Annotated in this window: 25 protein-coding genes; 13 read left to right on the top strand and 12 right to left on the bottom strand. The window is 64.6% G+C overall.

Annotated elements, in window-relative coordinates:
- Positions 1 to 158 precede the first annotated feature (158 nt).
- Positions 159 to 1,118, bottom strand: coding sequence for a DUF808 domain-containing protein (locus P0645_RS02195; protein WP_284162917.1), 960 nt, complete (start codon positions 1,116 to 1,118; stop codon positions 159 to 161).
- Between the two features lie 252 nt (positions 1,119 to 1,370).
- Between P0645_RS02195 and gap (P0645_RS02190) the strand changes: the two genes are divergently transcribed.
- The 4 genes from gap (P0645_RS02190) to P0645_RS02175 all read left to right on the top strand — a co-directional run bounded on the left by gap (P0645_RS02190) (position 1,371) and on the right by P0645_RS02175 (position 4,615).
- Complete coding sequence (gene gap / locus P0645_RS02190; protein WP_284162916.1) at positions 1,371 to 2,375, top strand: type I glyceraldehyde-3-phosphate dehydrogenase; 1,005 nt, start codon at positions 1,371 to 1,373, stop codon at positions 2,373 to 2,375.
- A 33-nt stretch (positions 2,376 to 2,408) separates the two neighbouring features.
- Entirely contained in the window at positions 2,409 to 2,552 is a 144-nt protein-coding gene (locus P0645_RS02185) for a glyceraldehyde-3-phosphate dehydrogenase (protein WP_284162915.1), read from the top strand.
- 100 nt (positions 2,553 to 2,652) lie between these two features.
- Complete coding sequence (gene gap / locus P0645_RS02180; RefSeq protein WP_284162914.1) at positions 2,653 to 3,654, top strand: type I glyceraldehyde-3-phosphate dehydrogenase; 1,002 nt, start codon at positions 2,653 to 2,655, stop codon at positions 3,652 to 3,654.
- 52 nt (positions 3,655 to 3,706) lie between these two features.
- Complete coding sequence (locus P0645_RS02175) at positions 3,707 to 4,615, top strand: endonuclease/exonuclease/phosphatase family protein (RefSeq protein ID WP_284162913.1); 909 nt, start codon at positions 3,707 to 3,709, stop codon at positions 4,613 to 4,615.
- On the opposite strand, the gene coaD is transcribed toward P0645_RS02175, so the two are convergent.
- From coaD to P0645_RS02160, 3 genes are all read right to left on the bottom strand, one after another.
- Positions 4,602 to 5,108, bottom strand: coding sequence for a pantetheine-phosphate adenylyltransferase (gene coaD, locus P0645_RS02170; protein ID WP_284162912.1), 507 nt, complete (start codon positions 5,106 to 5,108; stop codon positions 4,602 to 4,604). The two genes, P0645_RS02175 and coaD, sit on opposite strands and share 14 nt — an antisense overlap.
- A 71-nt stretch (positions 5,109 to 5,179) precedes the next feature.
- A complete protein-coding gene (locus P0645_RS02165) occupies positions 5,180 to 5,614 on the bottom strand; it encodes a CBS domain-containing protein (protein ID WP_284162911.1) in 435 nt (144 codons plus the stop codon).
- A 63-nt stretch (positions 5,615 to 5,677) separates the two neighbouring features.
- A complete protein-coding gene (locus P0645_RS02160; protein ID WP_284162910.1) occupies positions 5,678 to 6,565 on the bottom strand; it encodes a LysR family transcriptional regulator in 888 nt (295 codons plus the stop codon).
- A 165-nt stretch (positions 6,566 to 6,730) separates the two neighbouring features.
- Between P0645_RS02160 and P0645_RS02155 the strand changes: the two genes are divergently transcribed.
- Positions 6,731 to 8,230 carry a CoA-acylating methylmalonate-semialdehyde dehydrogenase gene (locus P0645_RS02155; RefSeq protein WP_284162909.1) on the top strand — a complete coding sequence of 500 codons (1,500 nt, stop codon included), beginning with the start codon at positions 6,731 to 6,733 and terminating at the stop codon, positions 8,228 to 8,230.
- Between the two features lie 30 nt (positions 8,231 to 8,260).
- Here P0645_RS02155 and P0645_RS02150 read toward each other — a convergent pair whose 3' ends face one another.
- Both P0645_RS02150 and P0645_RS02145 read right to left on the bottom strand, forming a co-directional pair.
- On the bottom strand, positions 8,261 to 8,905 hold the full coding sequence (locus tag P0645_RS02150) for a VPLPA-CTERM sorting domain-containing protein (RefSeq protein ID WP_284162908.1): 645 nt from the start codon (positions 8,903 to 8,905) through the stop codon (positions 8,261 to 8,263).
- 53 nt (positions 8,906 to 8,958) lie between these two features.
- Positions 8,959 to 9,576 (bottom strand): VPLPA-CTERM sorting domain-containing protein, encoded by a 618-nt coding sequence (locus tag P0645_RS02145; RefSeq protein ID WP_284162907.1) that lies wholly within the window; start codon positions 9,574 to 9,576, stop codon positions 8,959 to 8,961.
- 464 nt (positions 9,577 to 10,040) lie between these two features.
- Between P0645_RS02145 and P0645_RS02140 the strand changes: the two genes are divergently transcribed.
- The 4 genes from P0645_RS02140 (at position 10,041) to P0645_RS02125 (ending at position 12,170) form a co-directional block, all read left to right on the top strand.
- Complete coding sequence (locus tag P0645_RS02140) at positions 10,041 to 10,676, top strand: VPLPA-CTERM sorting domain-containing protein (protein ID WP_284162906.1); 636 nt, start codon at positions 10,041 to 10,043, stop codon at positions 10,674 to 10,676.
- A gap of 188 nt (positions 10,677 to 10,864) precedes the next feature.
- On the top strand, positions 10,865 to 11,215 hold the full coding sequence (locus tag P0645_RS02135) for an excinuclease ABC subunit A (RefSeq protein WP_284162905.1): 351 nt from the start codon (positions 10,865 to 10,867) through the stop codon (positions 11,213 to 11,215).
- The gene (locus P0645_RS02130; RefSeq protein WP_284162904.1) at positions 11,208 to 11,879 is read left to right on the top strand and encodes a Crp/Fnr family transcriptional regulator; all 672 of its coding nucleotides are present in this window, start codon (positions 11,208 to 11,210) and stop codon (positions 11,877 to 11,879) included. The genes P0645_RS02135 and P0645_RS02130 overlap by 8 nt, the downstream gene beginning before the upstream one ends.
- 81 nt (positions 11,880 to 11,960) lie before the next feature.
- Positions 11,961 to 12,170 (top strand): YgaP family membrane protein, encoded by a 210-nt coding sequence (locus P0645_RS02125; protein ID WP_284162903.1) that lies wholly within the window; start codon positions 11,961 to 11,963, stop codon positions 12,168 to 12,170.
- Between the two features lie 97 nt (positions 12,171 to 12,267).
- Here P0645_RS02125 and uvrA read toward each other — a convergent pair whose 3' ends face one another.
- The 6 genes from uvrA to P0645_RS02095 all read right to left on the bottom strand — a co-directional run bounded on the left by uvrA (position 12,268) and on the right by P0645_RS02095 (position 23,346).
- Positions 12,268 to 15,126 carry an excinuclease ABC subunit UvrA gene (gene uvrA / locus P0645_RS02120; protein WP_284162902.1) on the bottom strand — a complete coding sequence of 953 codons (2,859 nt, stop codon included), beginning with the start codon at positions 15,124 to 15,126 and terminating at the stop codon, positions 12,268 to 12,270.
- Between the two features lie 341 nt (positions 15,127 to 15,467).
- A complete protein-coding gene (gene lpdA, locus P0645_RS02115) occupies positions 15,468 to 16,859 on the bottom strand; it encodes a dihydrolipoyl dehydrogenase (protein ID WP_284162901.1) in 1,392 nt (463 codons plus the stop codon).
- 100 nt (positions 16,860 to 16,959) lie between these two features.
- The gene (locus P0645_RS02110; RefSeq protein ID WP_284162900.1) at positions 16,960 to 17,529 is read right to left on the bottom strand and encodes a DUF924 family protein; all 570 of its coding nucleotides are present in this window, start codon (positions 17,527 to 17,529) and stop codon (positions 16,960 to 16,962) included.
- A 55-nt stretch (positions 17,530 to 17,584) separates the two neighbouring features.
- Positions 17,585 to 18,835, bottom strand: coding sequence for an MFS transporter (locus P0645_RS02105; RefSeq protein ID WP_284162899.1), 1,251 nt, complete (start codon positions 18,833 to 18,835; stop codon positions 17,585 to 17,587).
- Between the two features lie 88 nt (positions 18,836 to 18,923).
- On the bottom strand, positions 18,924 to 19,976 hold the full coding sequence (gene queA, locus P0645_RS02100) for a tRNA preQ1(34) S-adenosylmethionine ribosyltransferase-isomerase QueA (protein WP_284162898.1): 1,053 nt from the start codon (positions 19,974 to 19,976) through the stop codon (positions 18,924 to 18,926).
- Between the two features lie 4 nt (positions 19,977 to 19,980).
- Positions 19,981 to 23,346: a YhdP family protein gene (locus P0645_RS02095; RefSeq protein WP_284162897.1), complete on the bottom strand. Its 3,366-nt coding sequence runs from the start codon at positions 23,344 to 23,346 to the stop codon at positions 19,981 to 19,983.
- Between the two features lie 104 nt (positions 23,347 to 23,450).
- Here P0645_RS02095 and P0645_RS02090 point away from each other — a divergent pair, with 104 nt between their 5' ends.
- From P0645_RS02090 to P0645_RS02075, 4 genes are all read left to right on the top strand, one after another.
- Complete coding sequence (locus tag P0645_RS02090) at positions 23,451 to 23,912, top strand: peroxiredoxin (protein ID WP_284162896.1); 462 nt, start codon at positions 23,451 to 23,453, stop codon at positions 23,910 to 23,912.
- 4 nt (positions 23,913 to 23,916) lie between these two features.
- Positions 23,917 to 24,744, top strand: a complete 828-nt coding sequence (locus tag P0645_RS02085; protein ID WP_284162895.1) for a ferritin-like domain-containing protein — start codon at positions 23,917 to 23,919, stop codon at positions 24,742 to 24,744.
- Positions 24,745 to 24,898: 154 nt separating this feature from the next.
- Positions 24,899 to 26,224, top strand: a complete 1,326-nt coding sequence (locus tag P0645_RS02080) for a M23 family metallopeptidase (protein WP_284162894.1) — start codon at positions 24,899 to 24,901, stop codon at positions 26,222 to 26,224.
- On the top strand, positions 26,214 to 26,714 hold the full coding sequence (locus tag P0645_RS02075) for a bactofilin family protein (protein WP_284162893.1): 501 nt from the start codon (positions 26,214 to 26,216) through the stop codon (positions 26,712 to 26,714). The genes P0645_RS02080 and P0645_RS02075 overlap by 11 nt, the downstream gene beginning before the upstream one ends.
- Positions 26,715 to 26,730 lie beyond the last annotated feature (16 nt).

Genomic DNA, 26,730 nt, shown 5'->3' with positions numbered 1-26,730 from the left:
GTGTCATCCCGTGCCCTTCCGTTTGAAAGTATCCCCGCCGGAGGCCCCTGAGTGCCCCGGCCCCGGGGCCGGGGCGCGAGAGATCGCTTGCGCCCGGACACGGGCGCGCAATCGGATCACGCCCGGCGGATCACGCCCGGCGGATCAAGCCCGGCCGATCAAGCCCTGCGGGCCAGGCGCGCGATCAGGGGACCGATGGCGCGGGTCGCCACCGGAATGAGCAACAGGCCAAGCGCGAGCCCGAACAGCCCATCGAGCGTGGCTTTGGTCAGCCATTCGGCTAGCCCCTCGACCCTGGGTGCAGCATGGCCCACCGCCGCCGCCCAGTCATGGAAGTGATGGCCGATCCAGGTCCAGCCTCTTTCCTCAAGCCCATGGATTACGATCGAACCGCCGACCCAGAGCATCGCCGCCGTGCCCACGCTGGACAAGAAGGTCATCACCCTCGGCATCGCGATCACCAGCCCGCGTCCGACGGCGCGCGTCGATGCAAACCGGCCCCGCCGCGCCATGAACAGGCCGACATCGTCCATCTTCACGATAAGCGCCACCGCGCCATAGACGGCGACCGTGATCCCGGCCCCCACTAGCGCAAGCGTAGCGCCCTGCATCCAGACCGAGCTTGCGGGTATCGCGGCAAGCGCGATGGTCATGATCTCGGCCGACAGGATGAAATCGGTCTTGATCGCGCCGCGCACCTTTTCCTCTTCGAGATGCGCGGGGTCCTTCACGTCGAAATCCTGTTCGACCGCATCGTCGCCATGCGGGAAGAGCACATGAAAGATCTTCTCCGCGCCTTCGAAACAGAGGTATGCGCCGCCGAGTGCCAGAAGAGGCGTCACCGCCCAGGGTGCGAAGCTGTTGAGCAGGAGCGCTGCAGGCAGGAGGATCAAGAGCTTGTTCTTCAACGAGCCAAGAGCGATCCGACCGATGATCGGCAATTCGCGCTCGGCCTCGAAGCCATGCACATATTTCGGCGTGACCGCCGTGTCGTCGATCACCACGCCCGCAGCCTTGGCCCCGGCCTTCCCGGCCGCTGCCGCCACATCGTCAAGCGAGGAGGCCGCCACCTTGGCAATCGCCGCCACATCGTCGAGAAGTGCCAGAAGTCCGCTCATGCCCATCCTTTCGCGCTTTCCAGATAGGTAGCGGGTAACGAGCCGATCGCAAGCCCTGAGGGCGACAACAGTCGGCATCACTTTCCGGAAATTGTCGCCGATGGTGCCGCTAACAGCCGATGTTTTCGCTAACATGCTGAAAAATATCCACTTTCGGGTTTCTCTGATCCGGTGATACGTGTAAAAACAGCGCAATTTCCCAAATCCGCGCGCGGGCTGCCGCAGGCGCGCGCCCGCACTCCGGAGACAGACATGACCGTCACCATCGGCATCAACGGTTTCGGCCGCATCGGCCGCTGCACGCTCGCCCATATCGCGGAGGCGGCGCGCAACGATGTCCAGGTCGTCAAGATCAACGCCACCGGCCCGATCGAGACCAACGCGCATCTTCTGAAATATGATTCGGTGCATGGCCGCTTCGGCGGACCGGTGAAGGTCTCGGGCAATTCGATGGACCTTGGCCGCGGTCCGATCGAGGTCATGTCGACCTACAATCCGGATGAGCTGGACTGGGAAGGCGTCGATGTCGTCCTGGAATGCACCGGCAAGTTCAACGATCGCGACAAGGCCGCCGTCCACCTGACACGCGGCGCGAAGCGGGTTCTGGTCTCTGCCCCGGCCAAGCGCGCCGACAAGACCGTGGTCTATGGCGTGAACCATCGCGAGCTGAAGGCCGACCATCTGGTGGTTTCGAACGGCTCCTGCACTACGAACTGTCTCGCGCCGCTCGCCAAGGTACTGAACGACGCGATCGGCATTGAATCTGGCATCATGACCACGATCCATTCCTATACCGGCGACCAGCCGACGCTCGACCGCCGCCACAAGGACCTTTACCGCGCCCGCGCCGCCGCGATGGCGATGATCCCGACCTCGACCGGTGCGGCCAAGGCGCTTGGCGAGGTGCTGCCGGAACTGGCGGGCAAGCTTGACGGGACCGCGATCCGGGTGCCGACGCCCAATGTCTCGGCCGTCGATCTGACCTTCGTCGCGGGCAAGGACGTGACGGTCGCCGACGTCAACGAAATCGTAAGGGAAGCGGCCGCAGGCTACATGGGCATGGTCATGGCCTATGATCCGGAGCCCAAGGTTTCCGTTGACTTCAACCACACGCCCTATAGCTCTATCTTCGCGCCCGACCAGACCAAGGTCGTGGGCGGCCGCACCGTGCGGGTGCTGGCCTGGTACGACAATGAATGGGGCTTCTCCTGCCGGATGGCCGATGTGGCCGGCGCGATGGGGCGGCTCCTGCAGTAAGGAGCCCGGGCGCCCCGCGCCCTGTCAGTCAGCATGACGAATCGCCTCGCGCTTGCGCTCGCCCTCCTCGTCATCCTCGCCCTTCTGGCCGACCGTCTCCTCAACCAGGGGGCGGCCAGCTTCTTTCTCGCACGCAAACTCCTTGTCTTCATCGACTGGATCGCCTTCTGGCGCTGATTGTGGCAGGCTGACCCTGAAGTCGGCGATTGACCTTTCGCAGATTATTTGATGTTAGCGGTAACGGTGCATGCATGCGCCCGGGCGACAGGAGGCGGAGATGGCAGTCAAAGTGGCGATCAACGGGTTTGGCCGCATCGGGCGCAATGTGCTGCGCGGCATCATCGAGAGCGGGCGCAAGGATATCGAGGTGGTGGCGATCAACGATCTCGGCCCGGTCGAGACCAACGCCCACCTGTTGCGGTTCGATTCTGTCCATGGCCGCTTCCCGGCAGAGGTGACGACGAGCGAGACCACCATCGACGTCGGCCGCGGCCCGATGGTGGTTACTGCCATCAGGAACCCCGCAGACTTGCCGTGGAGCCATGTTGACGTGGTGATGGAATGCACGGGCATCTTCACCTCGAAGGAAAAATGCGCGGCCCATCTCGAAAACGGCTCCAAGCGCGTGCTGATCTCTGCCCCCGGTGAGGGCGCGGACAAGACCATCGTCTATGGCGTGAACCACGGGACGCTGACGAAAGACGACATCGTCGTCTCGAACGCCTCCTGCACCACGAACTGCCTTTCGCCGGTCGCCAAGGTGCTGAACGAGGCTATCGGCATCGAGAAGGGGATGATGACCACCATCCACTCCTATACCGGCGACCAGCCGACGCTCGACACGATGCACAAGGACCTCTACCGCGCCCGCGCCGCGGCGCTTTCCATGATCCCGACCTCGACCGGGGCTGCCAAGGCCGTGGGGCTGGTGCTGCCGGAACTGAAAGGCAGGCTCGACGGCTTCGCAATCCGGGTGCCGACGCCGAACGTCAGCGTCGTCGACCTGAAGTTCCTTGCAAAACGCGCCACGAGCGTCGAAGAAATCAATGCCGCGATCAAGGCGGCGGCGGAAGGGCCGCTGAAGGGCATCCTCGGCTATACGATGTTCAAGAATGTCTCGTCGGACTTCAACCACGACCCGCATTCCTCGATCTTCCACATGGACCAGACCAAGGTGATGGACGAGACCTTCTGTTCGATCCTCTCCTGGTATGACAATGAATGGGGCTTCTCGAACCGGATGGCGGATACGGCCGTCGCGATGGGGCGGCTCATCTGAATGTGATGCGCGACCCCTGCCCCGCGGCCAGCGAAATCGCTAGGCTCGGCGCATGAAACGCGCATTCCGTCTTCTGGGGTTCGGCCTTGTAGGCCTTCTGCTCATCGCCTGCGCGGCGCAATGGAAGAATTCCGGCCTGACACCTTTGCCCGCGCCACCGCCGGGAAGCTTGCGGGTTGCGACCCATAATGCCCACTACATCGTACTGACTGCCGAGGATGGCCCCTGGTCGGTCGCAGGATGGGAGGCGCGGAAGGGCGCTTTCGGCGCGGCCTTCCGCGCGCTCGACGCTGATATCGTCGCCTATCAGGAGATGGAGAGCTTTTCGCGCGGCGATGACGGATCTATCAATCTGGCGCGCGACTACCTGCTGGCCGAAAACCCCGGCTACCGCGCGGCGGCGACCGGCGATTGGCGCCGCTTCCCCTCGACCCAGCCGATTTTCTACCGGACCAACCGGCTGTCGCTTCTGGATCAGGGCTGGTTCTTCTTCTCCGAAACCCCGGAGGTGATCTATTCCCGCACCTTCGACGGCTCCTACCCCGCCTTTGCCTCCTGGGCGCGGTTTGCTCCGAAGGCAGGCGGTACACCGTTCATCGTCCTGAACCTGCATTTCGATTATTCCAGCCGCGAAAACCGCCGCCGGTCTGCCGCGCTGGTGCGCGAACGGCTTGCGACCTGGCTCGCAGAGGGAGAACCGGTCATCCTCATCGGCGATCTGAACGAGCGGGCGGGGTCAGCCATCATCACCGCTTTCGAGGCGCAGGGGCTGGCCTTCGCGCAAACCAAAGGCGCATCCTATCACTTCAATCGAGGGATCAATCTCTTCTCCGCGATCGACCATATCGCACTCGCGAACGGCGCGACCTTCGCGGGTCCGCCCGTGATCCTCAGACAGAAGTTCAGCGGGCAATGGCCTTCGGACCATTATCCCGTCGTGGCCGACATCACCTTGCCTTAGGCTGGCCCAGGCGCGCGACCAGCGCCTCCCTCACCGGCGGCGTGACAAAGCGCGATACGTCGCCACCCAGCCGCGCGATTTCCTTGACGAGTTTCGAGGCGATCGCCTGCCTGCGGGCATCGGCCATCAGAAAGACGGTCTCGACCGTGTCGTCCATCGCCCGGTTCATCCCGACCATCTGGAATTCATATTCGAAATCCGCGACCGCCCTCAGCCCGCGCACGATGACCGTCGCGCCCACATCGCGTGCGCAATCGATGAGCAGGTTCTCGAACGGATGCACGACGATCTCGCCGCCGGTCTTCGCAATGATCGCGGCGCACTCCGCCTCGACCATCGCAACACGCTCCTCAAGCGAGAAGAGCGGCCCCTTGTCGCGGTTGATCGCGACGCCGATCACCAGCCGGTCCACGAGCGCCATCGCGCGCTGGATGATGTCGGTATGGCCCAGCGTGATCGGGTCGAACGTGCCGGGATAAAGGCCGATGCGCATGGGGACCTCCCTTTTGGCCGGCACGCAACATTATTGCGCGGGGAAAAGCAAGCCCCCGCTGCGCTGCGGCATCAATTGCCCATGATCATCCCGGCCAGCGCATCCTTCTCCATCGCCAGTTCCGAAAGCCGCGCGGCCACAACGTCGCCGATCGAGATGATGCCGACCATCTTGCCATCCGCGAGCACCGGCATGTGGCGGAAGCGCCCGGCCGTCATCTTCTCCAGCACGCTGTCGGTGCTGTCATCGGGGGTGCAGCTCACGATATTGCGGGTCATCATCGCATCAACCTTGTCGGTCAGGCAGGCCCCGCCGCGACGGCCCACATCACGCACGATGTCACGCTCCGACAGGATGCCGAGCGGCGCCTTGCCGTCGGACGAGACGATCACCGCGCCGATCCGCCGCTCTGCCAGCAAACGCGCCGCATCCGCGACGCTCGTCCCGGGCTGCACCGTGATCACCGCGCCTTGAGGCTTCGAGCGGAGTATCTGGTGGACCTGCATGGGCGAACCTCCTCATTGCAAAGCGCTTTTCAACCTCAGGGTCATCCGGGAAAGGGGCCTCTGTCAAGTCAGCGCTTCAAGCCGCGCGACCTCCCGCCGCAAACCGCCGACCAGCGCCTCGGCGAACCGGTTCAACCGGTCCGAGCGGCGGTCGTCTAGATGGCGGATGAGGTAGAAGGATCGCACGAGCGAAAACTCGTCGGTGAGGAGCCGCGTGACCTCCGGCGCCGTCGGCACGGCGAAATCATGCACGATTGCCACGCCGGCGCCTGCCCTGACCCAGTTGAACTGGACGGAAACGGAATTGGAAGCCAGCGGCACTGACTCGGCCCCGATCTCCGCCAGATAGTCCAGCTCCTTGTCGAAGATCATGTCGGGGATATAGCCGATGATCCGCCGCCCCTTCAGGTCGTCGCGGGTCCGGATCGGACCAGTGCGCGCCAGATAGTTCTTGGACGCGGCGAGATGCAGGCGGTAGTCGGTGATCTTCTGGACTGACAGGCGCCCTGCCGTCGGCGCCGAGACGGAAATCGCCATGTCGGCCTCGCGCTTCGACAGGTTGAAGACGCGCGGCAGCGCCACGATCTGCACCTCCAGCCCCGGGTTTTCATCGCAGATCCGGGCAAGGACCTGCGGCAGCAGATAGTTGGCACAGCCGTCCGGCGCGCCGATGCGGATCTGGCCCGACAGGCCCTCCGGCCCCCTGAGTGCCTCCGTCGCACCGTCGAAGGCGCCCTCTGCCCGTTCGGCATGCGGCATGAGCCGCGCACCTTCTTCAGTCAGCGCATAGCCTTGAGGGGATTTCACAAACAGACGCGCGCCGATGGTTTCCTCCAGCCGCGAGATGCGCCGCCCGACCGTGGCCGGGTCGATCTTCAGCTGTCGTCCGGCGGCCGACAGGCTCTCAGCCCGCGCCACGGCGAGGAATATGCGAAGATCGTCCCAGTCCATGGCACCTCCTCGTGCACTTCGTTTCTCGTCGGTCGCCCCGAGGAGCGCACGAAGTGCGACGACGAGGCTTACTTTGCAAGAACGCAAAGCTCCTTTGAATTCTTTCCTCTGTCGCCAGCATTTCCGCAAGGCTATTCTGGCGCCAGCTACTCAGGGAGGATTCCGATGAAAGAGATCGGTCACTGGATCAACGGCAAGCATGTGAAGGGCACTTCGGGCCGCTTCGCCGATGTCTTCAACCCGGCAACCGGCGAGGTTCAGGCCCGCGTCGCGCTGGCCACCAGGGCCGAACTGGATGCGGCCACCGCCGACGCCGCGAAAGCCCAGGTGAAATGGGGCGCCACCAATCCCCAGCGCCGGGCGCGGGTGATGATGGAATTCGTCCGGCTTCTCAACCGCGACATGGACAAGCTGGCCGAGGCGCTGTCGTCCGAGCATGGCAAGACCATCCCCGACGCGAAGGGCGACATCCAGCGCGGGCTTGAGGTCATGGAATTCTGCATCGGCGCGCCCCAGATGCTGAAAGGCGAATTCACCGACAGCGCGGGCCCCGGCATCGACATGTATTCGATGCGCCAGCCGGTCGGCGTGGCGGCGGGCATCACGCCCTTCAACTTCCCGGCCATGATCCCGATGTGGAAGATGGGCCCCGCTCTTGCCTGCGGCAATGCCTTTATCCTGAAGCCCTCGGAGCGCGATCCGTCCGTGCCGCTGATGCTGGCCGAGCTGATGCAGGAAGCGGGTCTGCCCGACGGCGTGCTGCAGGTGATCAACGGTGACAAGGAAGCCGTCGACGCGATCCTCGACAACCCCGAGATTGGCGCCATCGGCTTCGTCGGCTCGACCCCGATCGCCGAGTACATCTACGGCCGCGGCTGTTCGAACGGCAAGCGCGTCCAGTGCTTCGGCGGCGCGAAGAACCACATGATCATCATGCCCGACGCCGACATGGATCAGGCGGCCGATGCGCTGGTCGGTGCAGGCTATGGCGCGGCGGGCGAGCGTTGCATGGCGATCTCGGTTGCGTTGCCCGTGGGCGACAAGACCGCCGATGCGCTGATCCAGAAGCTCATCCCGCGCATCGAGAAGCTGAAGGTCGCCCCCTACACCGCCGGCAATGACGTGGATTACGGCCCCGTGGTCACTGCCGCCGCCAAGGCCAACATCCTGAAACTCGTCGAAAGCGGCGTGCAGCAGGGTGCGAAGCTCGTCGTCGATGGCCGGAACTTCAGCCTGCAGGGCTACGAGAACGGCTTCTTCGTCGGCCCCCACCTTTTCGACCATGTCACCACCGACATGGACATCTACAAGAAGGAGATCTTCGGGCCGGTTCTTTCGACCGTGCGCTGCAAGACCTACGAAGAGGCGCTCGGCCATGCCATGGACCATGAATATGGCAACGGCACCGCGATCTTCACCCGCGACGGCGACACGGCGCGCGACTTCGCGAACCGGGTGAACGTGGGCATGATCGGCATCAACGTCCCGATCCCGGTGCCGCTGGCTTATCACACGTTCGGCGGCTGGAAGAAATCGGCCTTCGGCGATCTGAACCAGCACGGGCCCGATGCCTTCCGCTTTTACACGCGCACGAAGACCATCACGTCGCGCTGGCCGTCCGGTATCAAGGAAGGCGCCGCCTTCAACTTCAAGCAGATGGACTGATCAGGGTCCCAGACAGCAGAAAGCCGGGCATCATCGCCCGGCTTTTTCCTTTCCCGACCTGAGCGCGGTCTGGATCGTGCGGCGGCGGCGAACGAGTGGTACGCACCCAAGGCCGACCAGCAGCGCCAGCCCGGACGCCGGCAGCGGGACGGGCGCGGGTTCGACCAGATTGGTGATGGTCGCAGTCACGTTCAAACCGTTCAATGCCCCGGTCGCGAGGCCGAGGAAGCCAAGGTTGAATGGACCATTGCTGAGCGTTATCTGAAGCTGGCCACCGTTGCCGTAGTTCAGGGTCAAAGGTGCTGACCAGTTGAGTTGCCCCCACTGAAGCACGCCGAAGAGTGAAGTGCCGACCGTCGTGCCATTCACCGTGCCGGATGCAGTGTAGTTCGTCAGCGAGAATGCCGCCGAGATCTGCCGTGCAACAAGGTCGTCCGGATCCACGGTAGGCTCTTCTGTCCAAAGGCTGAACAGGTTCAGCGTCTGGCTTTGCCCTTGTGCAAGCGTCACAGAAAAGCTGCCCGAACCGGCGCTGGTCTCGACCTCAAGGCCCGGATTGCTGAAGGCTGAGCCAGAGAGTGAGAATGTCGCATTGATCGTCGCTGCCTCGGCTGCGCCGGCAAAGAGCGCGAAATAGACGCCCAGAGCGACGGACTTCGCGGTATCAAGGTGCATTTCCCAATCCTCTAAACCAATCGCGCCCGCTACGGGCAATAGTATCCGGAACCTCAGACCTTCGACCGCCGCCGTCTTACCACGACGATACCGCCTAGGGCGCCGACAAGCATCAGCCCGGCGGCGGGCAGCGGCACCGGGGCGGGAATGTAGGAGACGACAGCAAGGACATGACCGTTGCTAAACGGCTGATTGCCGGAGGCGAGCGTACCGCTGGCGAAGCCGAAGATCGCACTCGTCAGCGAGATCACCACCTGATTGCCGCCCTGTGCCTGCAGGATCACCGGGGCCATCCAGTTGATGTTGCCCCACTGGAACGGCGCAGAAATCGAGCCGTTTACGAGGCCCATTGCCGTGCCGGTGGCGCCTGTCCCGGCCAGCGTAAAATCGGCAAACAGCGCGCGTGGTGTCAGATCGTCGGCATTGACCTGATTTTCCATCGACCAGATGTCAAAGAGGTTGATCACCTGCGACTGCCCCAGCGAGAGGTTCAGCGTGAAGGAACCGCTCGTCGTGCTCGTGCCGATCTGCAGGCCCGGGTCGACCGCATAGGCGGGACCGGACAGGTTGAAGGTCGCCTGGATGGTCGCGGCAAGGCTTGCAGCACCGCTCATCAGCGTCACTGCAGCCGCAACAGCCATCGCGCGAGCGATCGTCGGAAGGTTGGCCATGATCTCTCTACCACCAATTCGAATCCCTCCGCGGGGCGGAGAGCACCAAGGATCAGACTGCCCGGACTTTACGTCCTGTTAAGGAAGATTCCGTGGCGCCAATGAGGTTTCAGACCAGGTCTTGTGGCTTTTCCTCCGCCGTGCAGAGCGGATCGGACCATCGGCTTGAAGCATATGAGCGCCGGTCTTCCTCGGTCGCGAATCAGTGCTTGTGACGCTCCGGACCTACCGCATAAGGGGCCGACCGACATTACTGTTCCGCATATTATATCAATGACTGATTAATATTATTATTGTTTCAGTTTTTCCGCGCCTCGGGACACGGGCAGCGCGACACGGGGTTTCTGTTTTCGAAATGGCGCAAAAGTGGCATTAATAAGGCACTCCCGCTGATTTTATGGCGGATCGTTTTCGGCTTGGGCGGTGGGGACCATCCAAAGCCATTTGGTGCGAAAGGAACCATCATGTTCGGTTTCATCAAGACCCTGCGCGCGCGGGTAGCGGGCGCAATCACGGGTCTTACTTTGGGACTTGCTGCCTCCGGCGCGTCTGCCCTGACAATCAACTTCGATCAATATATCACCGGCACGAATCTCGGTCAGACGACGCTCGCGACGCTGACTGCCACTCAGAACGGCAACAATGTCGACATGGTCTTCACCAACACGAGCATCGTCGGTGGTTCGGGGGCGTTCGATACCGCGCTGCAGATGATGTACAATGGTTCGACCGCGGGCATCAGCGTGCTATGGACCGGCGGTGTTCAGGTGTCGAGCTTCACGCTGGGCGGCGGCATCGGCCCGTACAACCCGTGGGACCTCGTCGTGAACTGGGCCACTTCGAACAAGGGCAACGGGGCGCTTCGTCTGAATGTCGGCGAATCTTCAGCATTCACGCTGGTCGGCGCGCAATTGTCGAACCTGTTCTTCGGCAGCGGCAGCGGTTCGAATCCCTCGGCAATGATCCACGTGCAGGGCCTGACTGGCGGCGGTTCGACCAAATACGGGCCGAGCCCGGTACCTGTCCCGGCGGCCGGTGTTCTGCTGATCGGCGCACTCGGGGGCCTTGGCCTCGCGGCGCGGCGGCGCAGGGCGGCCTGAAACGCAAGAAATCTGGACAGGGGCGGGTCTCGGACCCGCCCTTTTCCTTTGCGGCAGTCGACAAAGCGGCAGAGTTTCGCCGACTTTCATGGCGTCACGGTCCGGTCCGAGCGGGACCATGGAACCGGATCGTTCGCTGCTGTATTGAAGATTTGACAGGGCCAACTGCCACAGTTCGGGAGTTCCAAGTGTTAACGAAACGATTTGTCCTGACGGCCGCCAGCAGCGCACTCCTGCTCCTGACGCTTTCTGCCGAGGGTGCCCTGGCCGAAAAGGGCCAGTGCCCGCCCGGCCTTGCGAAAAAAGCCGTGCCCTGTGTACCGCCCGGTCTCGCCAAGAAAGGCGTGCGCCACTGGGACCGGGGCGATTACGTCGGCGATGAAGACTATCACCGCATCCGCTATCCCGACCGCTACGGCCTGCCGCCGCTGGACCCCGGCCAGCGCTATGTGATCGTCGGGAACCGGGTGATGGTGGTGGACGAGGCGACCTATAGCGTCGTGACCGTCCTCAATGCCATCGACGCGATCCTTGACTGAGCCCGGCGGCCATCCTTGGATCAGACAGGCCGCCTTCCTGAGCGGCCTCGACAAGGAAAGCCGCGACGCGCTCGCCGACCTGCCGGTCACGGCTATCGGAAAGGGGACGATCCTCTTCCACCCGGGCGACAGCGCGCGCGGCTTCCTCATGCTGCTTGATGGCCGGATCGAAGTCTTCCTGACCGGCCCGAACGGCCGCGAGATCTTGCTCTATCCGGTCGAACCGGGCGGAAGCTGCGTGCAGACCACATTGGGGCTTCTGGGCGGCGAGGATTATTCGGGCGAGGCGATCGCGGTCACTGATCTGCGCGCCATCATCGTCCCGAGAGAGCGATTTCTGGCCCTCATGGCGGCATCGGCCCCCTTCCGCGGCTTCGTCTTTTCCGCCTTCGCGCAACGGATGCAATCAATGATGCAGGTGCTTGAACGTGTGGCGTTCCTCAGGATCGAGGCGCGGCTTGCCGAGGCGCTCCTGTCCCGCGCCGAGGGCGATCTGGTCCGCAGCACCCATCAGGAACTGGCCACAGCCATCGGCTCGGCCCGCGAAGTGGTCTCGCGGCGGCTGGAAACCTTGGCGCGCCAGGGCCTCGTGACGACCGAACGCGGCCTGGTCCGGATTACGGACATCGCCACCCTGCGGCGCCTTGCCGCAGCGGTCGACTGACAGGTCGGTGACCTTATCACCGACAGATACCCGGCTTTGACCGATAATCGCCTCCGACAGACACACTGGATGGAGGCACTGATGTTCAAGACCAACGTCGGCACAGCGGACCGCGCGATCCGCATTCTTCTGGGCGTCGCCCTGATCGCCCTTTGGTTCTTCGCGCCGGGCTTCGGCTGGCGCTGGGTTCCGCTGGTGCTGGGGATCGTGGCGCTTGCGACCGGGCTCATGAGGACCTGTCCGCTCTATTCCCTGCTCGGCCTGAACACCTGCCCGCTGAAGCAGACCTGACGCACCGCACGGCAAAGGGCGCGGGCCAAGGATTCTCGAAAATCCTTGGCAAAAGTCTTCAAAGACTTTTGCGGTGCCCGGGCCGCAGATGGGGGCGCTACTCCGCCGCCATGCGCCGCGGCTTGAGCATCGGCGCCAGATAGCGGCCGGTGTGGCTTGCGGCGACCTTTGCCACCTCTTCCGGCGTGCCGGTTGCGACGATCCGGCCGCCGCCGTCACCGCCCTCGGGGCCAATGTCGATGATCCAGTCGGCGGTCTTGATCACGTCGAGGTTATGTTCGATCACCACGACCGTGTTGCCCTGTTCGACCAGTTCGTGCAGCACCTCCAGAAGCTTCCTCACATCCTCGAAATGCAGCCCCGTCGTCGGCTCGTCGAGGATATAGAGCGTGCGGCCGGTCGAGCGACGGCTGAGTTCCTTCGACAGCTTGACCCGCTGCGCCTCGCCGCCCGAAAGCGTGGTCGCCTGCTGGCCGACCTTGATATAGCCAAGGCCCACGCGGCACAAAGCATCCATCTTCTCGCGGATCGCGGGCACCGCCTTGAAGAAGTCCTGCGCATCCTCGACCGTCATGTCCAGCACATCGGCAATCGACTTGCCCTTGAAATGGATCTCCAGCGTCTCGCGGTTATAGCGATGGCCCTTGCAGGTCTCGCAGGTCACATAGACGTCCGGCAGGAAATGCATCTCGATCTTGATCAGCCCGTCGCCCTGACAGGCCTCGCAGCGCCCGCCCTTGACGTTGAAGCTGAACCGCCCCGGCTGGTAGCCGCGCGCCTTGGCTTCCGGCAGGCCCGCGAACCAGTCGCGGATCGGGGTGAAGGCGCCGGTATAGGTCGCGGGGTTTGATCGCGGCGTGCGGCCGATCGGGCGCTGGTCGATGTCGATGACCTTGTCGAGATGCTCGAACCCCTTGATCGTCTCGCAGGGCGCCGGCGTCTCATGCGCGCCATTCAGTTTCAGCGCGGCATTCTTGTAAAGCGTCTCGATGGTCAGGGTCGACTTGCCGCCGCCTGACACGCCGGTCACACAGACGAACTTGCCCAGGGGGAAGTCGGCGGTGACTTCCTTGAGGTTGTTTCCCGTGGCTTTCACCACCGTCAGCTTCTTGCCGTTGCCCTCGCGCCTTGCCTTCGGCACCGCGATCTCGCGTTTGCCCGACAGATACTGCCCGGTGATCGAGGCCGGATCGCTCGCAATCTCGCCCGGTGTGCCGCGCGCGATGATCTGGCCGCCATGGACGCCTGCCCCGGGGCCGATGTCCAGCACATAGTCGGCCTCGCGGATCGCTTCCTCGTCGTGCTCGACGACCAGCACGGTATTGCCCTGATCGCGGAGGTTCTTGAGCGTCGTCAGCAGCCGGTCATTGTCGCGCTGGTGCAGGCCGATGGAGGGCTCGTCCAGCACATAAAGCACGCCCGTAAGGCCCGAGCCGATCTGCGAAGCGAGGCGGATGCGCTGGCTCTCGCCGCCCGATAGCGTCCCCGCCGCGCGCGACAGCGTCAGATATTCAAGGCCCACATTGTTCAGGAACCCGAGCCGTTCGCGGATTTCCTTCAGGATCAGCCGGGCGATTTCATTCTGCTGCCCGGTCAGACGCGCAGGCACCGTGTCGATCCAGGCATAGGCCTCGCGGATCGACATTTGCACCACCTCGCCCACATGCAGATCGGCTATCTTCACTGCCAAAGCCTCGGGGCGGAGACGATGCCCGCCGCAGGTGCCGCAGGGTCGGTTGTTCTGGAACCGCTCCATATCCTCGCGGCTCCAGGCACTGTCGGTTTCGCGGTAGCGTCGTTCGAGGTTGGGAATCACCCCTTCGAAGGTGCGCGTCACCTCATAGACGCGCCCACCCTCGTCGAAGCGGAAGGCGATCTCCTCTCCGTCGGAGCCATAGAGGAAGATGTTCCTGACCTTTTCAGGCAGGTCTTTCCATGGCTTCTTCGCGTCGAACCCGTAATGGCGGGCCATCGCATCGATGGTCTGCAGGAAATAGGGGGTCTTGGTCTTGGACCAGGGGGCGAGGGCACCGTCCTTCAGTTTCAGCGTGACGTCGGGCACCACGAGCCTTTCGTCGAAGAAAAGTTCCACGCCGAGCCCGTCGCAAGACGGACAGGCACCAAACGGCGCGTTGAAGGAGAAAAGCCGCGGTTCGATTTCCGGGATGGTGAAGCCCGAAACCGGGCAGGCGAATTTCTCGCTGAAGGTGATGCGTTCGGGTTCGCCCTCGGCCGGCGCCGTTTCCAGAACCGCAATGCCGTCGGCGAGGTTCAGCGCGGTGCGGAATGAGTCCGCCAACCGCGTCTCCAGCCCCTCGCGCACCACGATCCGGTCGACGACCACGTCGATATCCTGGCGGAACTTCTTGTCGAGCGTCGGCGGTTCTTCCAGTTCGAAAAACTGGCCGTTCACCTTGACCCGCTGGAAGCCCTGCTTGCGCCAGTCGAGGAATTCCTTGCGATATTCGCCCTTCCGGTCGCGCACCACGGGCGCCATCAGATAGCCGCGCGTGCCTTCGGGCAGCGCCATGATCTGATCGACCATGTCCTGCACCTGCTGGGCGGTAATCGGCTTGCCGGTCGCGGGGCTGTAGGGCACGCCGACGCGGGCGAAGAGAAGACGCAGGTAGTCGTAGATTTCCGTGACCGTGCCGACGGTCGAACGGGGGTTCTTCGATGTCGTCTTCTGCTCGATCGAAATCGCGGGACTGAGGCCCGAGATATGGTCGACATCGGGCTTGCCCATCATGTCGAGGAATTGGCGCGCATAGGCGCTCAGGCTTTCGACATAGCGCCGCTGGCCCTCGGCATAGATCGTGTCGAAAGCGAGAGAGGACTTGCCCGACCCCGAAAGCCCGGTGATCACGGTCAGCCGGTCGCGCGGAATCTCCACATCGACATTCTTGAGGTTATGCTCGCGCGCCCCGCGCACTTCGATGAATTTCTGCTCGGCCATATCCGTCCCCGGGGTCAACCGATTAACAGATAGTGTAAAGGAGCTGAGTCTCCAACCGGAAATCGAGAACTTAAAGCGAACATCCGCCGCGTGCGCGGCGGACCCGGTGGGGGCTCTGCCCCCACACCCCCGAGGTATTTCGACCAAGATGAAAGGAATTGTGAACCCTGACGGGCGAAGGTTGCTCCGCGGTACAGGCGGAGGCGCCGATGACCGCCCAAGGTGAAAGCACCCCGTCTCCCCGGCTGAGGCCGCCCGAGACGGGGTGCCGCTCTTTCATCTTGGCGGAAATACCTCGGGGGGAGGCCGAAGGCCCGGGGGGCAGAGCCCCCCGCCTTCCCTCAGATATGGAGCGCCCGGCCGTAGGCGTCGAGCACCGCCTCATGCATCATCTCGCTCAGCGTCGGATGCGGGAAGACGGTTTCCATCAGCTCGCCCTCGGTGGTCTCGAGGCTGCGGCCGACGACATAGCCCTGGATCAGTTCGGTCACTTCGGCGCCGACCATATGGGCACCCAGCAACTCGCCGGTCTTGGCGTCGAAGACGGTTTTGATCAGGCCCTCGGCCTCGCCCAGAGCGATCGCCTTGCCGTTGCCGATGAAGGGGAAGCGGCCGACCCTGATCTCATGGCCCGCCTCCTTCGCCTTCGCCTCTGTCAGGCCGACCGAGGCGACCTGAGGATGGCAGTAGGTGCAGCCCGCGATCGAGTTCGGCTTGATCGGATGGGGATGCTTACCCGCGATCAGTTCGGCGACCATCACGCCCTCGTGGCTCGCCTTGTGGGCAAGCCAGGGTGCCCCGGCAATATCGCCGATGGCATAGAGCCCCTCGACCCCGGTCCGGCAGAACTCATCGGTCACCACATGGGTGCGGTCGATCTTGACGCCCAGAGCCTCCAGCCCGAGGTTTTCGACATTTCCGACGATACCGACCGCGGAAATGACCGTATCGAACTCCTGCGTGGTGGTCTGGCCGTTCGATTCCAGATGGGCAGTGACCTTGCCGGGCGCGCGGTCGAGCTTCTTCACCGTGGTCTTTTCGAGGATCTTCATCCCCTGTTTCACGAAGCTCTTCTTGGCGAAGGCCGAGATTTCCGCGTCCTCGACCGGCAGCACCCGGTCCAACACCTCGACCACAGTGGTGTCAGCGCCGAGTGTATTGAAGAACGAGGCGAATTCGATGCCGATGGCGCCCGAGCCGATGACCAGCAGTTTCTTCGGCATGCGCTTCGGTTGCAGCGCATGCTTGTAGGTCCAGACGAGATCGCCGTCGGCTTCCAGCCCCGGCAGTTCGCGGGCGCGGGCGCCAGTGGCGAGGATGATGGCCTTCGCCGTCAGTTCCTCGGTCCCCTTGTCGGTCCTGACGCTGACCGTGCCCTTTTTCGGCAGGGTCGCGGCGCCCATGAAGACCGTGACCTTGTTCTTCTTCATCAGATGGCCGATGCCGCCCGACAGCTGTTTGGCCACGCCGCGCGACCGGGCGACGACGGCGTCAAGATCGTAACCGATCCCGTCGGCTTTCAGGCCGAATTCCTTGGCGCGGTGCATGAGGTGAAAGACCTCGGCCGAGCGCAGAAGCGCCTTCGTGGGGATGCAGCCCCAGTTCAGGCAGATGCCGCCCAGATGTTCGCGTTCGACGATGGCCACCTTCTGGCCAAGCTGGGCTGCACGGATCGCTGCCACATAACCGCCGGGACCGGCGCCGATCACGATGGCATCAAAGCTCTGGGCCACGTCACTTTCCTCCCTCAGAAAAAGTAGTTTGGCATTAAACTATTTTTCGATTCCGATCAACTTGCGCAGCATTGCGGGCTGATCTGCGCCCTACGCATAGCTATCCGCCCAGTTCCCGGACGATGGCGCCATAGCCGCCCTGGGTCAGGAATGCCTCCTCCCCGGGTGTCGAGCCGCGCGACAGGGCGACATTGCGGAACGGGAAGCGGCCGAACCGGCGGATGACCTCGCGGTGGGCACGCGCGTGCAGCGAATAATTGCTCAGGGGGCCGATCCGTGCCTCCAGAAGCGCCACGGCCCACTCCTGGTCGGCCAGCGCCTCGGAATGTTCGAAGGGCATGTAGAAGAAGACCCGCTCAGGTTCCTGCACCGTCAGGTCCTGGCCGGAGGCGACCGCGCGCCGCGCCATCTGCCGGGCCAGGTCATCCGTCGCGAAAGCCTCCGGGCGGCCACGGAACATGTTGCGCGGAAACTGGTCGGCGACGATCAGATAGGCGAGCGCGCCATCTGCACTTTCGCCCCAGATCTGGTGCGCCCCGCCCCGCAACTCCTCCCAAAGCGCCCCGAACCGCGCGGTGATGGCGGCATCGACCTCGGGGACGGCGGTATACCAGCCGTCGGGTCCGACCTCCTCAAGCCAGAAACGCAGGACATCCTTCTGCAATGCCATCGGCTCTCCTCCCTTTCGGGAAAGCCTCGCAGGTTTGGCGCAGGAATGCCAGCGCTCAGCGCGCCTCGTCCTGCGGCTCCGGTACGGCCGCCGCCTCGACCGCCGCCTCGACCGCAACGGCCCCGGCCGTCGGCGCGAGCGTGCGGAAGCGGCCGCGCGCCTCGACATGGACGGCGCGGCGGGTCATCCGCCACAGCGAATAGAGCGCCATCATGACGAAAAGGAGCGCCACGAACAGGAAATAACCCTTCGGCCCCGCCTGCCCCATGAACCAGCCGATCACCGGCGGCCCGCCGATCGCGCCAAGGCCGTTGATGAACATCAGCCCCGCCGATGCACCCGCCATTTCCGACCCGTCGAGATAGTCGTTCACGTAAGCCACAAGCAACGAATAAAGCGGGTTCGAGATGCCGCCCCAGATGAAGCCAATGCCGACGAGGACCGTCAGCGTCCAGGGCAGCACCATGCCTGCGAAGGCGACCGCTGCGCCCACGACCGCGAGCCCGAGGATCAGCTGGCGCCGGTCGATCCGGTCCGACGCCCAGCCGATCGGATATTGCAGCACCAGCCCGCCCACATAGATTGAGCCGATGAAGATCGAGATATTGCGGACAGAAAGCCCCACTTCCGAGCCCCAGACCGCCGACATGCCGAACTGGGCGGCAAAGACGCCACCCATCAGGAACATGCCGACGCAGCCCAGCGGAGAGGTCACGAACAGCCGCTTGATCGAGAGGGGCTCGATCCGCTCGAACGAGGGCGCCTGACTGGCCGACAACAGGATCGGCGTGAAGGCGATCGAGACGAGGACCGAGGAGATCACGAAAAGGTCGAACCCGCCCGGATCGCGGAAATTCAATAGCGCCTGCGCGGCGATGATCCCGATCATCTGCATGATCATGTAGGCCGAAAGCGCCTGGCCGCGCGTCTCGTTCGTGGTCGAGGCGTTCAGCCAGCTTTCGGCGGTGATATAGACGCCGCAGAAGGAAAAGCCGATCGCAATCCGCAGCAGGACCCAGGCAATCCAGTGCGGTGCCACGGGGTAGAGGATCAGCGCCGCCGAGATCACAGACCCCAGCGCCGCGAAGACCCGCACATGGCCGACGCGGCGGATCATCTCGGGCGTCATGCGCGAGCCGAAGAGGAAACCGACGAAATAGCCCGACATCACGTAGGACATTTCCAGCGGCGTGAATCCTTCGATCTTGCCGCGGATGCCGAGAAGCGTGCCCTGCAACCCGTTGCCGAGCATCAGAAGCATCACGCCCAACAGCAGGGCCCAGGAATTGCGCAGGACGAAGAACATCAGGCGGATCTTTCGAAGTTCGGGTGAATGGTGCGGGAGGATTTCGCGCTTGGCCAGCAGAAAGGCGACCGGGCGGCAGCGGTTTTCGTCAACCGTCGGGCAGAAGCAGCGACGCGTCCCCGTAGGAAAAGAAACGATAGCCCGAGGCGACGGCGTGGGCATAGATGCGCCGGATGCGCTCCTGTCCCGTGAGCGCCGAGACCAGCATCAGCAGCGTCGATTTCGGCAGGTGGAAATTGGTCATCAGCCCGTCGGTGATCTGAAAGGCGAAGCCGGGGTAGATGAAGATGTCGGTGGGACCTCGCCATGGTTCGACCCGGCCGGACCGCGCCGCACTCTCGATCAGCCTCAGCGCAGTGGTGCCAACCGGAATGATCCGCCCACCGGCCGCCCGCGTTGCGTTGATCGCCGCGGCGGCCTCTTCGGTCACCTCGCCCCATTCGGCATGCATCCGATGCGTCGTCACATCCTCGACCTTCACCGGCAGAAAGGTACCCGCGCCGACATGGAGCGTGACATGGGTGAAGGCCACGCCCTTCGCGGTCAGCGCCGCGAGCAGCTCGTCATCGAAATGCAAGGATGCCGTGGGGGCCGCCACCGCACCCGCGTTGCGCGCCCAGACCGTCTGGTAGTCCGCGCGGTCCTGCGCGTCGGGCGCCCGCAGCGCGGCGATATAGGGCGGCAAGGGCATGTCGCCCGCTTCCGCCAGCGCCGCGTCGAAATCGGCGCCGCTCAGGTTGAAGGCAATTTCCATCTGCCCCTCGGCAATCGCCTCGACCCGCGCCGAGAGGGTGCTGGAAAATCGGATATCCTCGCCTTCCTTCAGTTTGCGCAGAGGCTTGGCCAGCGCCGCCCAGTGTCCCTGCGGGCGCGGCTCCAGAAGCGTCACCTCGATCTTCGCCACCGCCTCGCCCTGCCCCGTCGCCCGGCGCCGCTCGCCCGTCAGGCGCGCCGGGATCACGCGCGTGTCATTCAGCACCAGCCGGTCACCGGGCCGCAGGATATCGACCAGATCGCGCACATGGCGGTCGGCGATCGCGTCCCCTTCGGCAAGAAGAAGCCGCGCCGATGTGCGCGGCCGCGCGGGGCGCGTGGCGATCAGCCCCTCGGGCAGGTCGAAGTCGAAATCCGATAGTTTCATGCGCTCAGCCGCCCGGGCTTTCTGGAACAGTCCCCGGCAGGCTCGGCGGCGCCTTGCGGAACAGATTGCGGAACATGCCCGGCGTCAGGATCGACAGGGGATTGACCCCGACGGTGAACGATTCGCGCGTGCCGGTGAGCGTATAGTTGAAGCCGAAGAGCCCGTCACGCTGGCGCGAGAAGATCTGGCCGATGCCGTTCACGAGGTAAAGCGGCGAGATGACGCCCTGCAGGTCGAACCGCCCCTCGCCCGACCAGTAAAGCCCCGCCGCCGAGACACCGAGCGAGGGGCCGATGGCGGAGCCCTCCTGTATCTCGATGGCCTCGGGCGTCAGGCGGAAGCGGCCCGCGACATCGGTAAAGGTGATGCCGTCGCCCTGCAGTTCGGATATCAGCCCCACGACAGAGATCGCGTTCAGAAGCCCCGCCAGCGCCGGGGCGCCGACGACGCGGATATTGCGGATGCCCAGCGCCCCGTCATAACTGCCCGCCGCGCCGACCGGCCTGAGCGTCAGTTCCAGCCGCCCGCCCCGGCCGCTTTCATAGATGCCTGCGGCCGCCATGGCCCGTCCGGCGTCATCCGACCGGACACGAAAGGCCGAACGGCCGCCCGGATCGGGCACCACCTCGCCGGTGATCGGCGCGCGGCCGTTCACGAGCCCCGCGAATGTGCCCGACAGGCCGGCTCCCCCGGCTGTAAAGCTGCCTGTGAAGCCGGTGATCGCCAGGCCCGAACTGATCCGCAGCTGATCGAGCGCGATCTCAAGCGGCGGGCGGTCGCCTCGCGCGCCACCTCCGCCCCCGAAAGTCGCGCGGCGCATGTCCGCGCTGCCGCCCGCCACCGTCAGCCCCACCGACTTGCCCGCCCCACGGCCCGTCAACGTCACATCGCCGCTAAACCAGTCGCCAAGCGTCACCTGCGCAAAACGCGCCGTCTCGAAACCGCCGTCGGCGCCGAGCGTGATCATGCCCGCAGCCTTCAGCCCACCCGCGTCGAGCGAGAATGCGTCAACCCGGACCGGCTTGCTCAGCGCACCCGATGTCTTCAATTCGCCCCGTGTCTTGGCGGACTTCGACCAGCCGACCTCGGGGATTGCGAGGGTGAGCCCGGCAAGATCGCTGTCGAGCCGGAACACGGTCGCAGCGTCCTTTGCCAGATCGAGGTGAAATGTGCCCCAACCCTCGCCCTTCACCGCGCCATCGGGCAGAACGATCGACAGACGTTTCAGCGTGTCGGGGCTGATGGCGATCCTGCCGTCGACCTCGGAACGGCCCTTCGCCTCCGGTCCAAACCTCTGTGCCCATTGGCCTTCGATAGGAATGCCATCGTACCGGGCCGCGCCTCCGATACGCATCCCTTCATTGTCGGCAGCGATGGTCAGAGCCTCGCCCTCCAACATGTGGCCGGGAACCACCCGATCCGAGCGGACGTCGCGCAATGTCCCCGAGACGTCGAACGCGACATCGGCCACCAGCAATTTCGGCTTCGGCACGAATTTCAGCACCGACGTCAGCTCCGCACGCCCCTCGGCCAGATCGACCGGCTGGCCGGCCTTCGACATCAGGCTGAGCGGCGGTTCGTCCAGCACCGACAGGGCCGCCGTGATCGTGCTCTGGCTTTTCAGCGTGATTTCTATCGGGGTGGGTTTCAGCCTGATATCTGGGACTTCCAGGACCGACCCGGCAATATCAAGGTCGCCGCCCGCGGGCGCATGGACACGCCCCTCCTCCACCACCAGCACATAGGCATTGTCGCTGATCGTCGCATAGCCCGCGCCGCTGACGATCGGCGGCAGGGTACGCATGAAGCGCACCTCCGCCTCGCGGAACCGGTAATCGAGCGCAAAGCGCGGCTCGGTCCCGGGGCGCAGGCGCAGTGCCGCCTTCACGTCGTACAGATCGCCCGCGGCGACATTCTCGGCCAGCCAGACCCGGGTCTTCGGCACGGCGCCAAGCGGCCATAGCGCCAGAAGCTTTTCGGTGGCGATGGCGTTGATGCCGACATCGAAGGCGACGGCCCAGCCATCCTCCTCGGCCGACACCTCCCCCTTGCCCGCGATCCGCCGGTCGCCGTCGCTGAGCGCCAGCTGGCCTATGGTCAGGCGGAACGGGTCGAAGGTCAGTTTCAGGTCCGCCGCCCCCTGACTGATCGAGACGGGATCGGCGAAGACACCCTCCGGATCGGCGCGCAGATCATCAAGCCGGATCTGCGCGACCATCGCCTCGGGCCAGCCATCCTCTATCCCTTTCAGCCAGGCGCTGCCACCGAGGCGCGCCTGAAGGACACTCCCGTCGATCCTGAGGTCGTTGAGGCTGAGCCGGTAGCGCGCCGGATCGTAGGTCAGGTCAAGCGTTGCCCCCCGGAACGCGACCGGCGCGGTATCGGGGGTCGGCTGCAAGGCACCGGCACCGACCGCGAGACGCACGTCGAGCGGCCTGAGATCGCCCTCCTCGTCAAAACCGGTACCGAGCGTCCCCGACATCGGCGCATCGAGCGCGCCGAGCCAGGCAAGGGCCGGCACCTGCCGCCCGAGATCGCGGGCCGAGATGCCGCTCAGGCGGACATCAAGGGTCGCCGCCGCCGATGCACGGTCGGTCGTCAGCTCCATCTCCGCCCGCGCTTCGGCCTTGGCGTCCGCACTGCTCCGGTCCTCAATCGCCCCGAGCGACGTTGCTGCCTGACCAGACAGAGCGAAGGCGAGATTTGCAACCAGCCCCTTCTCTGCCTGGCGAAGCGTCAGCTTGCCATCGTTCACCGTCCAGACCTGTTCGGCCCGGCGGTCATCGAAGAGGATGTTCACATGTTCGACCGTCACATCCTCAAGCCGCGCGAGTGCGGCCCCCGCGAAGGCCGCGTCGAGCGTGTCGATCAGGTCGGCGGGCGCGACGGCCTGCCCGCCAAGGTTCGCAGCCCCCGGCGCCACATCGAACGTGCCGTCCGCCAGCCGCCGAACCGCGATCCGCGCGCCATTGATCCTTATCCGCGACGGTTGCAGGCGGCCGGACAGAAGCGCATCGCGATCAAGCCCGGTCCTCAGGTCGGAGATCAGCGCCAGCCGCTGGCCGCGCGCCGAGATCAGCGTGACATTCCCGAGCCGCACCTGCGGCACGAACCCCTCGGTGACCACCAGATCGCCATCGCCGATCCGAAGCTGCGCCTGCCCGTCGAGCGCCCGGTTGGCGCGCGCCTCGATCGACGAGACCAGAACCTTCGGCAGCGGAATGCTGCGCCCGGAGAGGCCAAGCCCTACCAGAACCGCGACGATGGCCCAGAGCGACAGGCCGAGCGTGGCCCAGAAGCGCAAATGTCCGCGCCGCCGCGGAGCTTCCTCCGCCGCCACCTCCTCGCGCTCCTGTCGTTTTTCGTCCATCCTGCCCGGACCTCAGGCCGGAAAGACCCGGCTGCCGGTCCCTTTATCTTTTCGCCCGGCACATTAAAACGCAAAGTCTCATCCATTGGCAAAGGATTGCTGTGATGCCCGAGATCGGTTCCCCCGCCCCCAGCTTCTCGCTGCCGCGCGACGGCGGTGGCACCGTCGCATTGGCGGACTTCGCGGGCCGGAAGGTCGTTCTGTATTTCTATCCCAAGGACGACACGCCCGGCTGCACCACCGAGGCGATCGATTTCACCCGCCTCGCGCCCGAATTCGCCGCCGCCGACACGGTGGTGATCGGTGTGTCGAAAGACAGCGTGAAGGCGCATGACAAGTTCTGCCGCAAGCATGGGCTCGGGATCATCCTTGCATCCGACGAGGCGGGCGACACCTGCGAACGCTATGGCGTCTGGGGCGAGAAGAGCATGTATGGCCGGACTTACATGGGCATCGAACGCGCCACCTTCCTGATCGGCCGCGATGGCCGGATCGCCGCCATCTGGCCAAAGGTCAAGGTCGCGGGCCACGCCGACGAGGTTCTTGCCGCCGCCCGGGCACTCTGATCCGATGCAGACGCTGGCACAGCGCGCGGTCGAGGTTCTGACCACGGCAGACGGACGGGCGAAATGCGCCTTGTCGCGCCGCCATGCGGCTGACTGGTTCGCCGCCCGGGCGGCGGGTGAAGCCCTGCCCGTCGGCCATGCCACCCCGCCCCTGCGCCCTGCCCGTCCCGACCGGCCGGAACTTCTGCCGCCGAAGGATGTGCCGCGCCGCCGCCCCGGCTCGCCCCAGGGCCGCATCGCGCTTCTCCACGCGCTTGCCCATATCGAACTCAATGCGGTCGATCTGCACTGGGATATCGTGGCGCGTTTCACCGATCAGGGCATGCCACCCGGCTTCTTCGACGACTGGGTGAAGGCGGCAGACGAGGAATCCAACCACTTCAACCTGATCTGCGATTGCCTCGAACGGATGGGCAGCCATTACGGCGCCCTGCCCGCCCATGCGGGAATGTGGCGCGCGGCTGAGGACACCATCGATGACCTCAAGGGCCGCCTCGCCGTGGTGCCGATGGTGCTGGAGGCGCGCGGGCTGGACGTCACCCCCGGCATGATCGAGATCTTCCGCAAGGCGGAGGAAACGCAGGCAGTCGCCGCGCTTGAGGTGATCTATGCCGAAGAGGTCGGCCATGTCGCCTATGGCTCGAAATGGTTCAACTGGCTCTGCGGGCGCGAGGGGCTCGACCCGAAGGATGCGTTCCACAGCCTCGTCCGCCGCTACTTCCACGGCGCCCTGAAGCCCCCTTTCAACGAGGAAAAGCGCGCCGAGGCCGGTCTGCCGCCCGACTTCTACTGGCCGCTCGCCGAGCGCGACCTGCCCGAAACCACCCCCTGACGCGGCGTCCGTCGGCAAGATGCCGCTGAAATGCGGCGCCTTCGACCAGGCCGCCGGGGAAAAGGTTTGCGACAGCGCGCATCGGTTGCTAACCCAGTGCAGTCGGACTGTTGGGGAATGGGACGATGTTTCTGCAAAGCTGCCAAACGGGACAATGAGCGTGATACCGGTTTCTCTTCACCGCCTGTCGGCGGCGCTGGAACGGCGCCTGCCGGAACAGCGCCTGTTCCTGAAATCCGATCAGGGCACGCGGTTCATCCGCATCCGGCCCTGGACCCAGGCGCTGATCTTCGCCTCCTCGGCGGTGGTTGTCGTCTGGGCGATCCTCGCCACCGCCATCATCATGATCGACTCGATCGGGTCCGGGGACGCACGCGAGCGGGCGCGGCTTGCCAATCTCGAATATGAATCGCGCCTCAATACGCTGTCGAAGGAACGCGACCAGCGCGCCGCCGAAGCGATCGCCGCCCAGGAACGGTTCACCACTGCGCTTGAACAGGTCTCGCGGATGCAATCGGCGCTGCTGGCCTCCGAGGAACAGAGGCGCGAACTGGAAACCGGCATCGGCCTGATCCAGACCGCACTTCACGACGCGGTCGAGGCACGACAGGAAGCCGAAACGCAACTCGCAAGCCTGAATGGCGACACGAGCAAGGCCCAGCGCGCCTCTTCGCCGGAAGAAATGGCCAGCACGCTTTCCTTCCTCACCGCCGCTCTCGACCAGACAGCGGAGGAACGTGACAGCATGGCGGTCAGCGCCGTCAGCGCCAAGGCAGAGGCCGACGATATCGCCTACGAGATGAAGCTGATGGAAGAACGTCACGACGAGATTTTCGCCCAGCTCGAAGATGCCGTGACGATATCGATGGAGCCGCTCGACAAGGTCTTCACCTCGGTCGGCATCGACCCGGCCAGCCTCATCGATTCGGTCCGCAGCGGCTATTCCGGCCAGGGCGGCCCGCTTGGCCCCCTGATGCCCATCGAGCCTCCCGTCGACGCCAGCCCCGAGGCGAAGGCCGACTACGAACGCGCGAGGGCGATCTTCGAAGGGCTCGACAATCTCAACCTCTACCGGATCGCGGTCGACAAGACGCCGCTCGCGATGCCGCTCAAGACCTCCTTCCGCTATACGTCCGGGTTCGGCCGCCGCTGGGGCCGCGCGCATGAGGGGATCGATCTCGCGGGCGCACATGGATCGCCGATCTATGCGACGGCCGATGGCGTCGTGACGCATGCAGGCTGGGAAAACGGATATGGCAACATGGTCGAGATCCGCCATCCCTACGGGTTCGTCACCCGCTACGGCCATCTCTCCAAGGTCCGGGTCGAGAAGGGTCAAAAGGTCTCGCGCGGCGACAGGATCGGTGATATGGGGAATACCGGACGCTCGACCGGCACCCATCTTCACTATGAAGTGCGGGTGTCCGGCTCCGCTGTAAACCCCATGTCCTTCATCAAGGCAGCGACCAATGTTTTCTAGAAGCAAGATCAATGAACCCGGCCCCAAGGCCGATGCAGAAAAACCCAAAGCCGAGAGCCTTCCGGTGACCAGACCCGCCTACGATTTCTCGACCCCCTCGGCGCCCAAGGCAAAGCCCGCACCCTCGATCCTCTCGACCGATCTGGTGGTGACCGGCAATATCAAGACCACCGGCGATATCCAGATCGAGGGCACTGTCGAGGGCGACATCCGCGCCCACCTCCTGACCGTGGGCGAAAGCGCCACGATCAAGGGCGAGATCGTCGCCGATGATGTGGTGGTCAATGGCCGGGTCGTCGGCCGGGTCAGGGGCCTCAAGGTCCGCCTCACCTCGACCGCACGCGTCGAGGGCGACATCATCCACAAGACCATCGCCATCGAATCCGGCGCGCATTTCGAAGGCTCGGTGCAGCGTCAGGACGACCCGATCGGCACCGGCGGCGTCAAACAGATCGCGGCCCAGCCAGGCGCGGCACAGCCCGTCGAATAACGGCGAGACACGAGCG

The organism is Frigidibacter sp. SD6-1 (assembly GCF_030143255.1).
GTDB lineage: Bacteria > Pseudomonadota > Alphaproteobacteria > Rhodobacterales > Rhodobacteraceae > TMP-24.
This window is presented reverse-complemented; position numbering and strand designations above follow the sequence as displayed.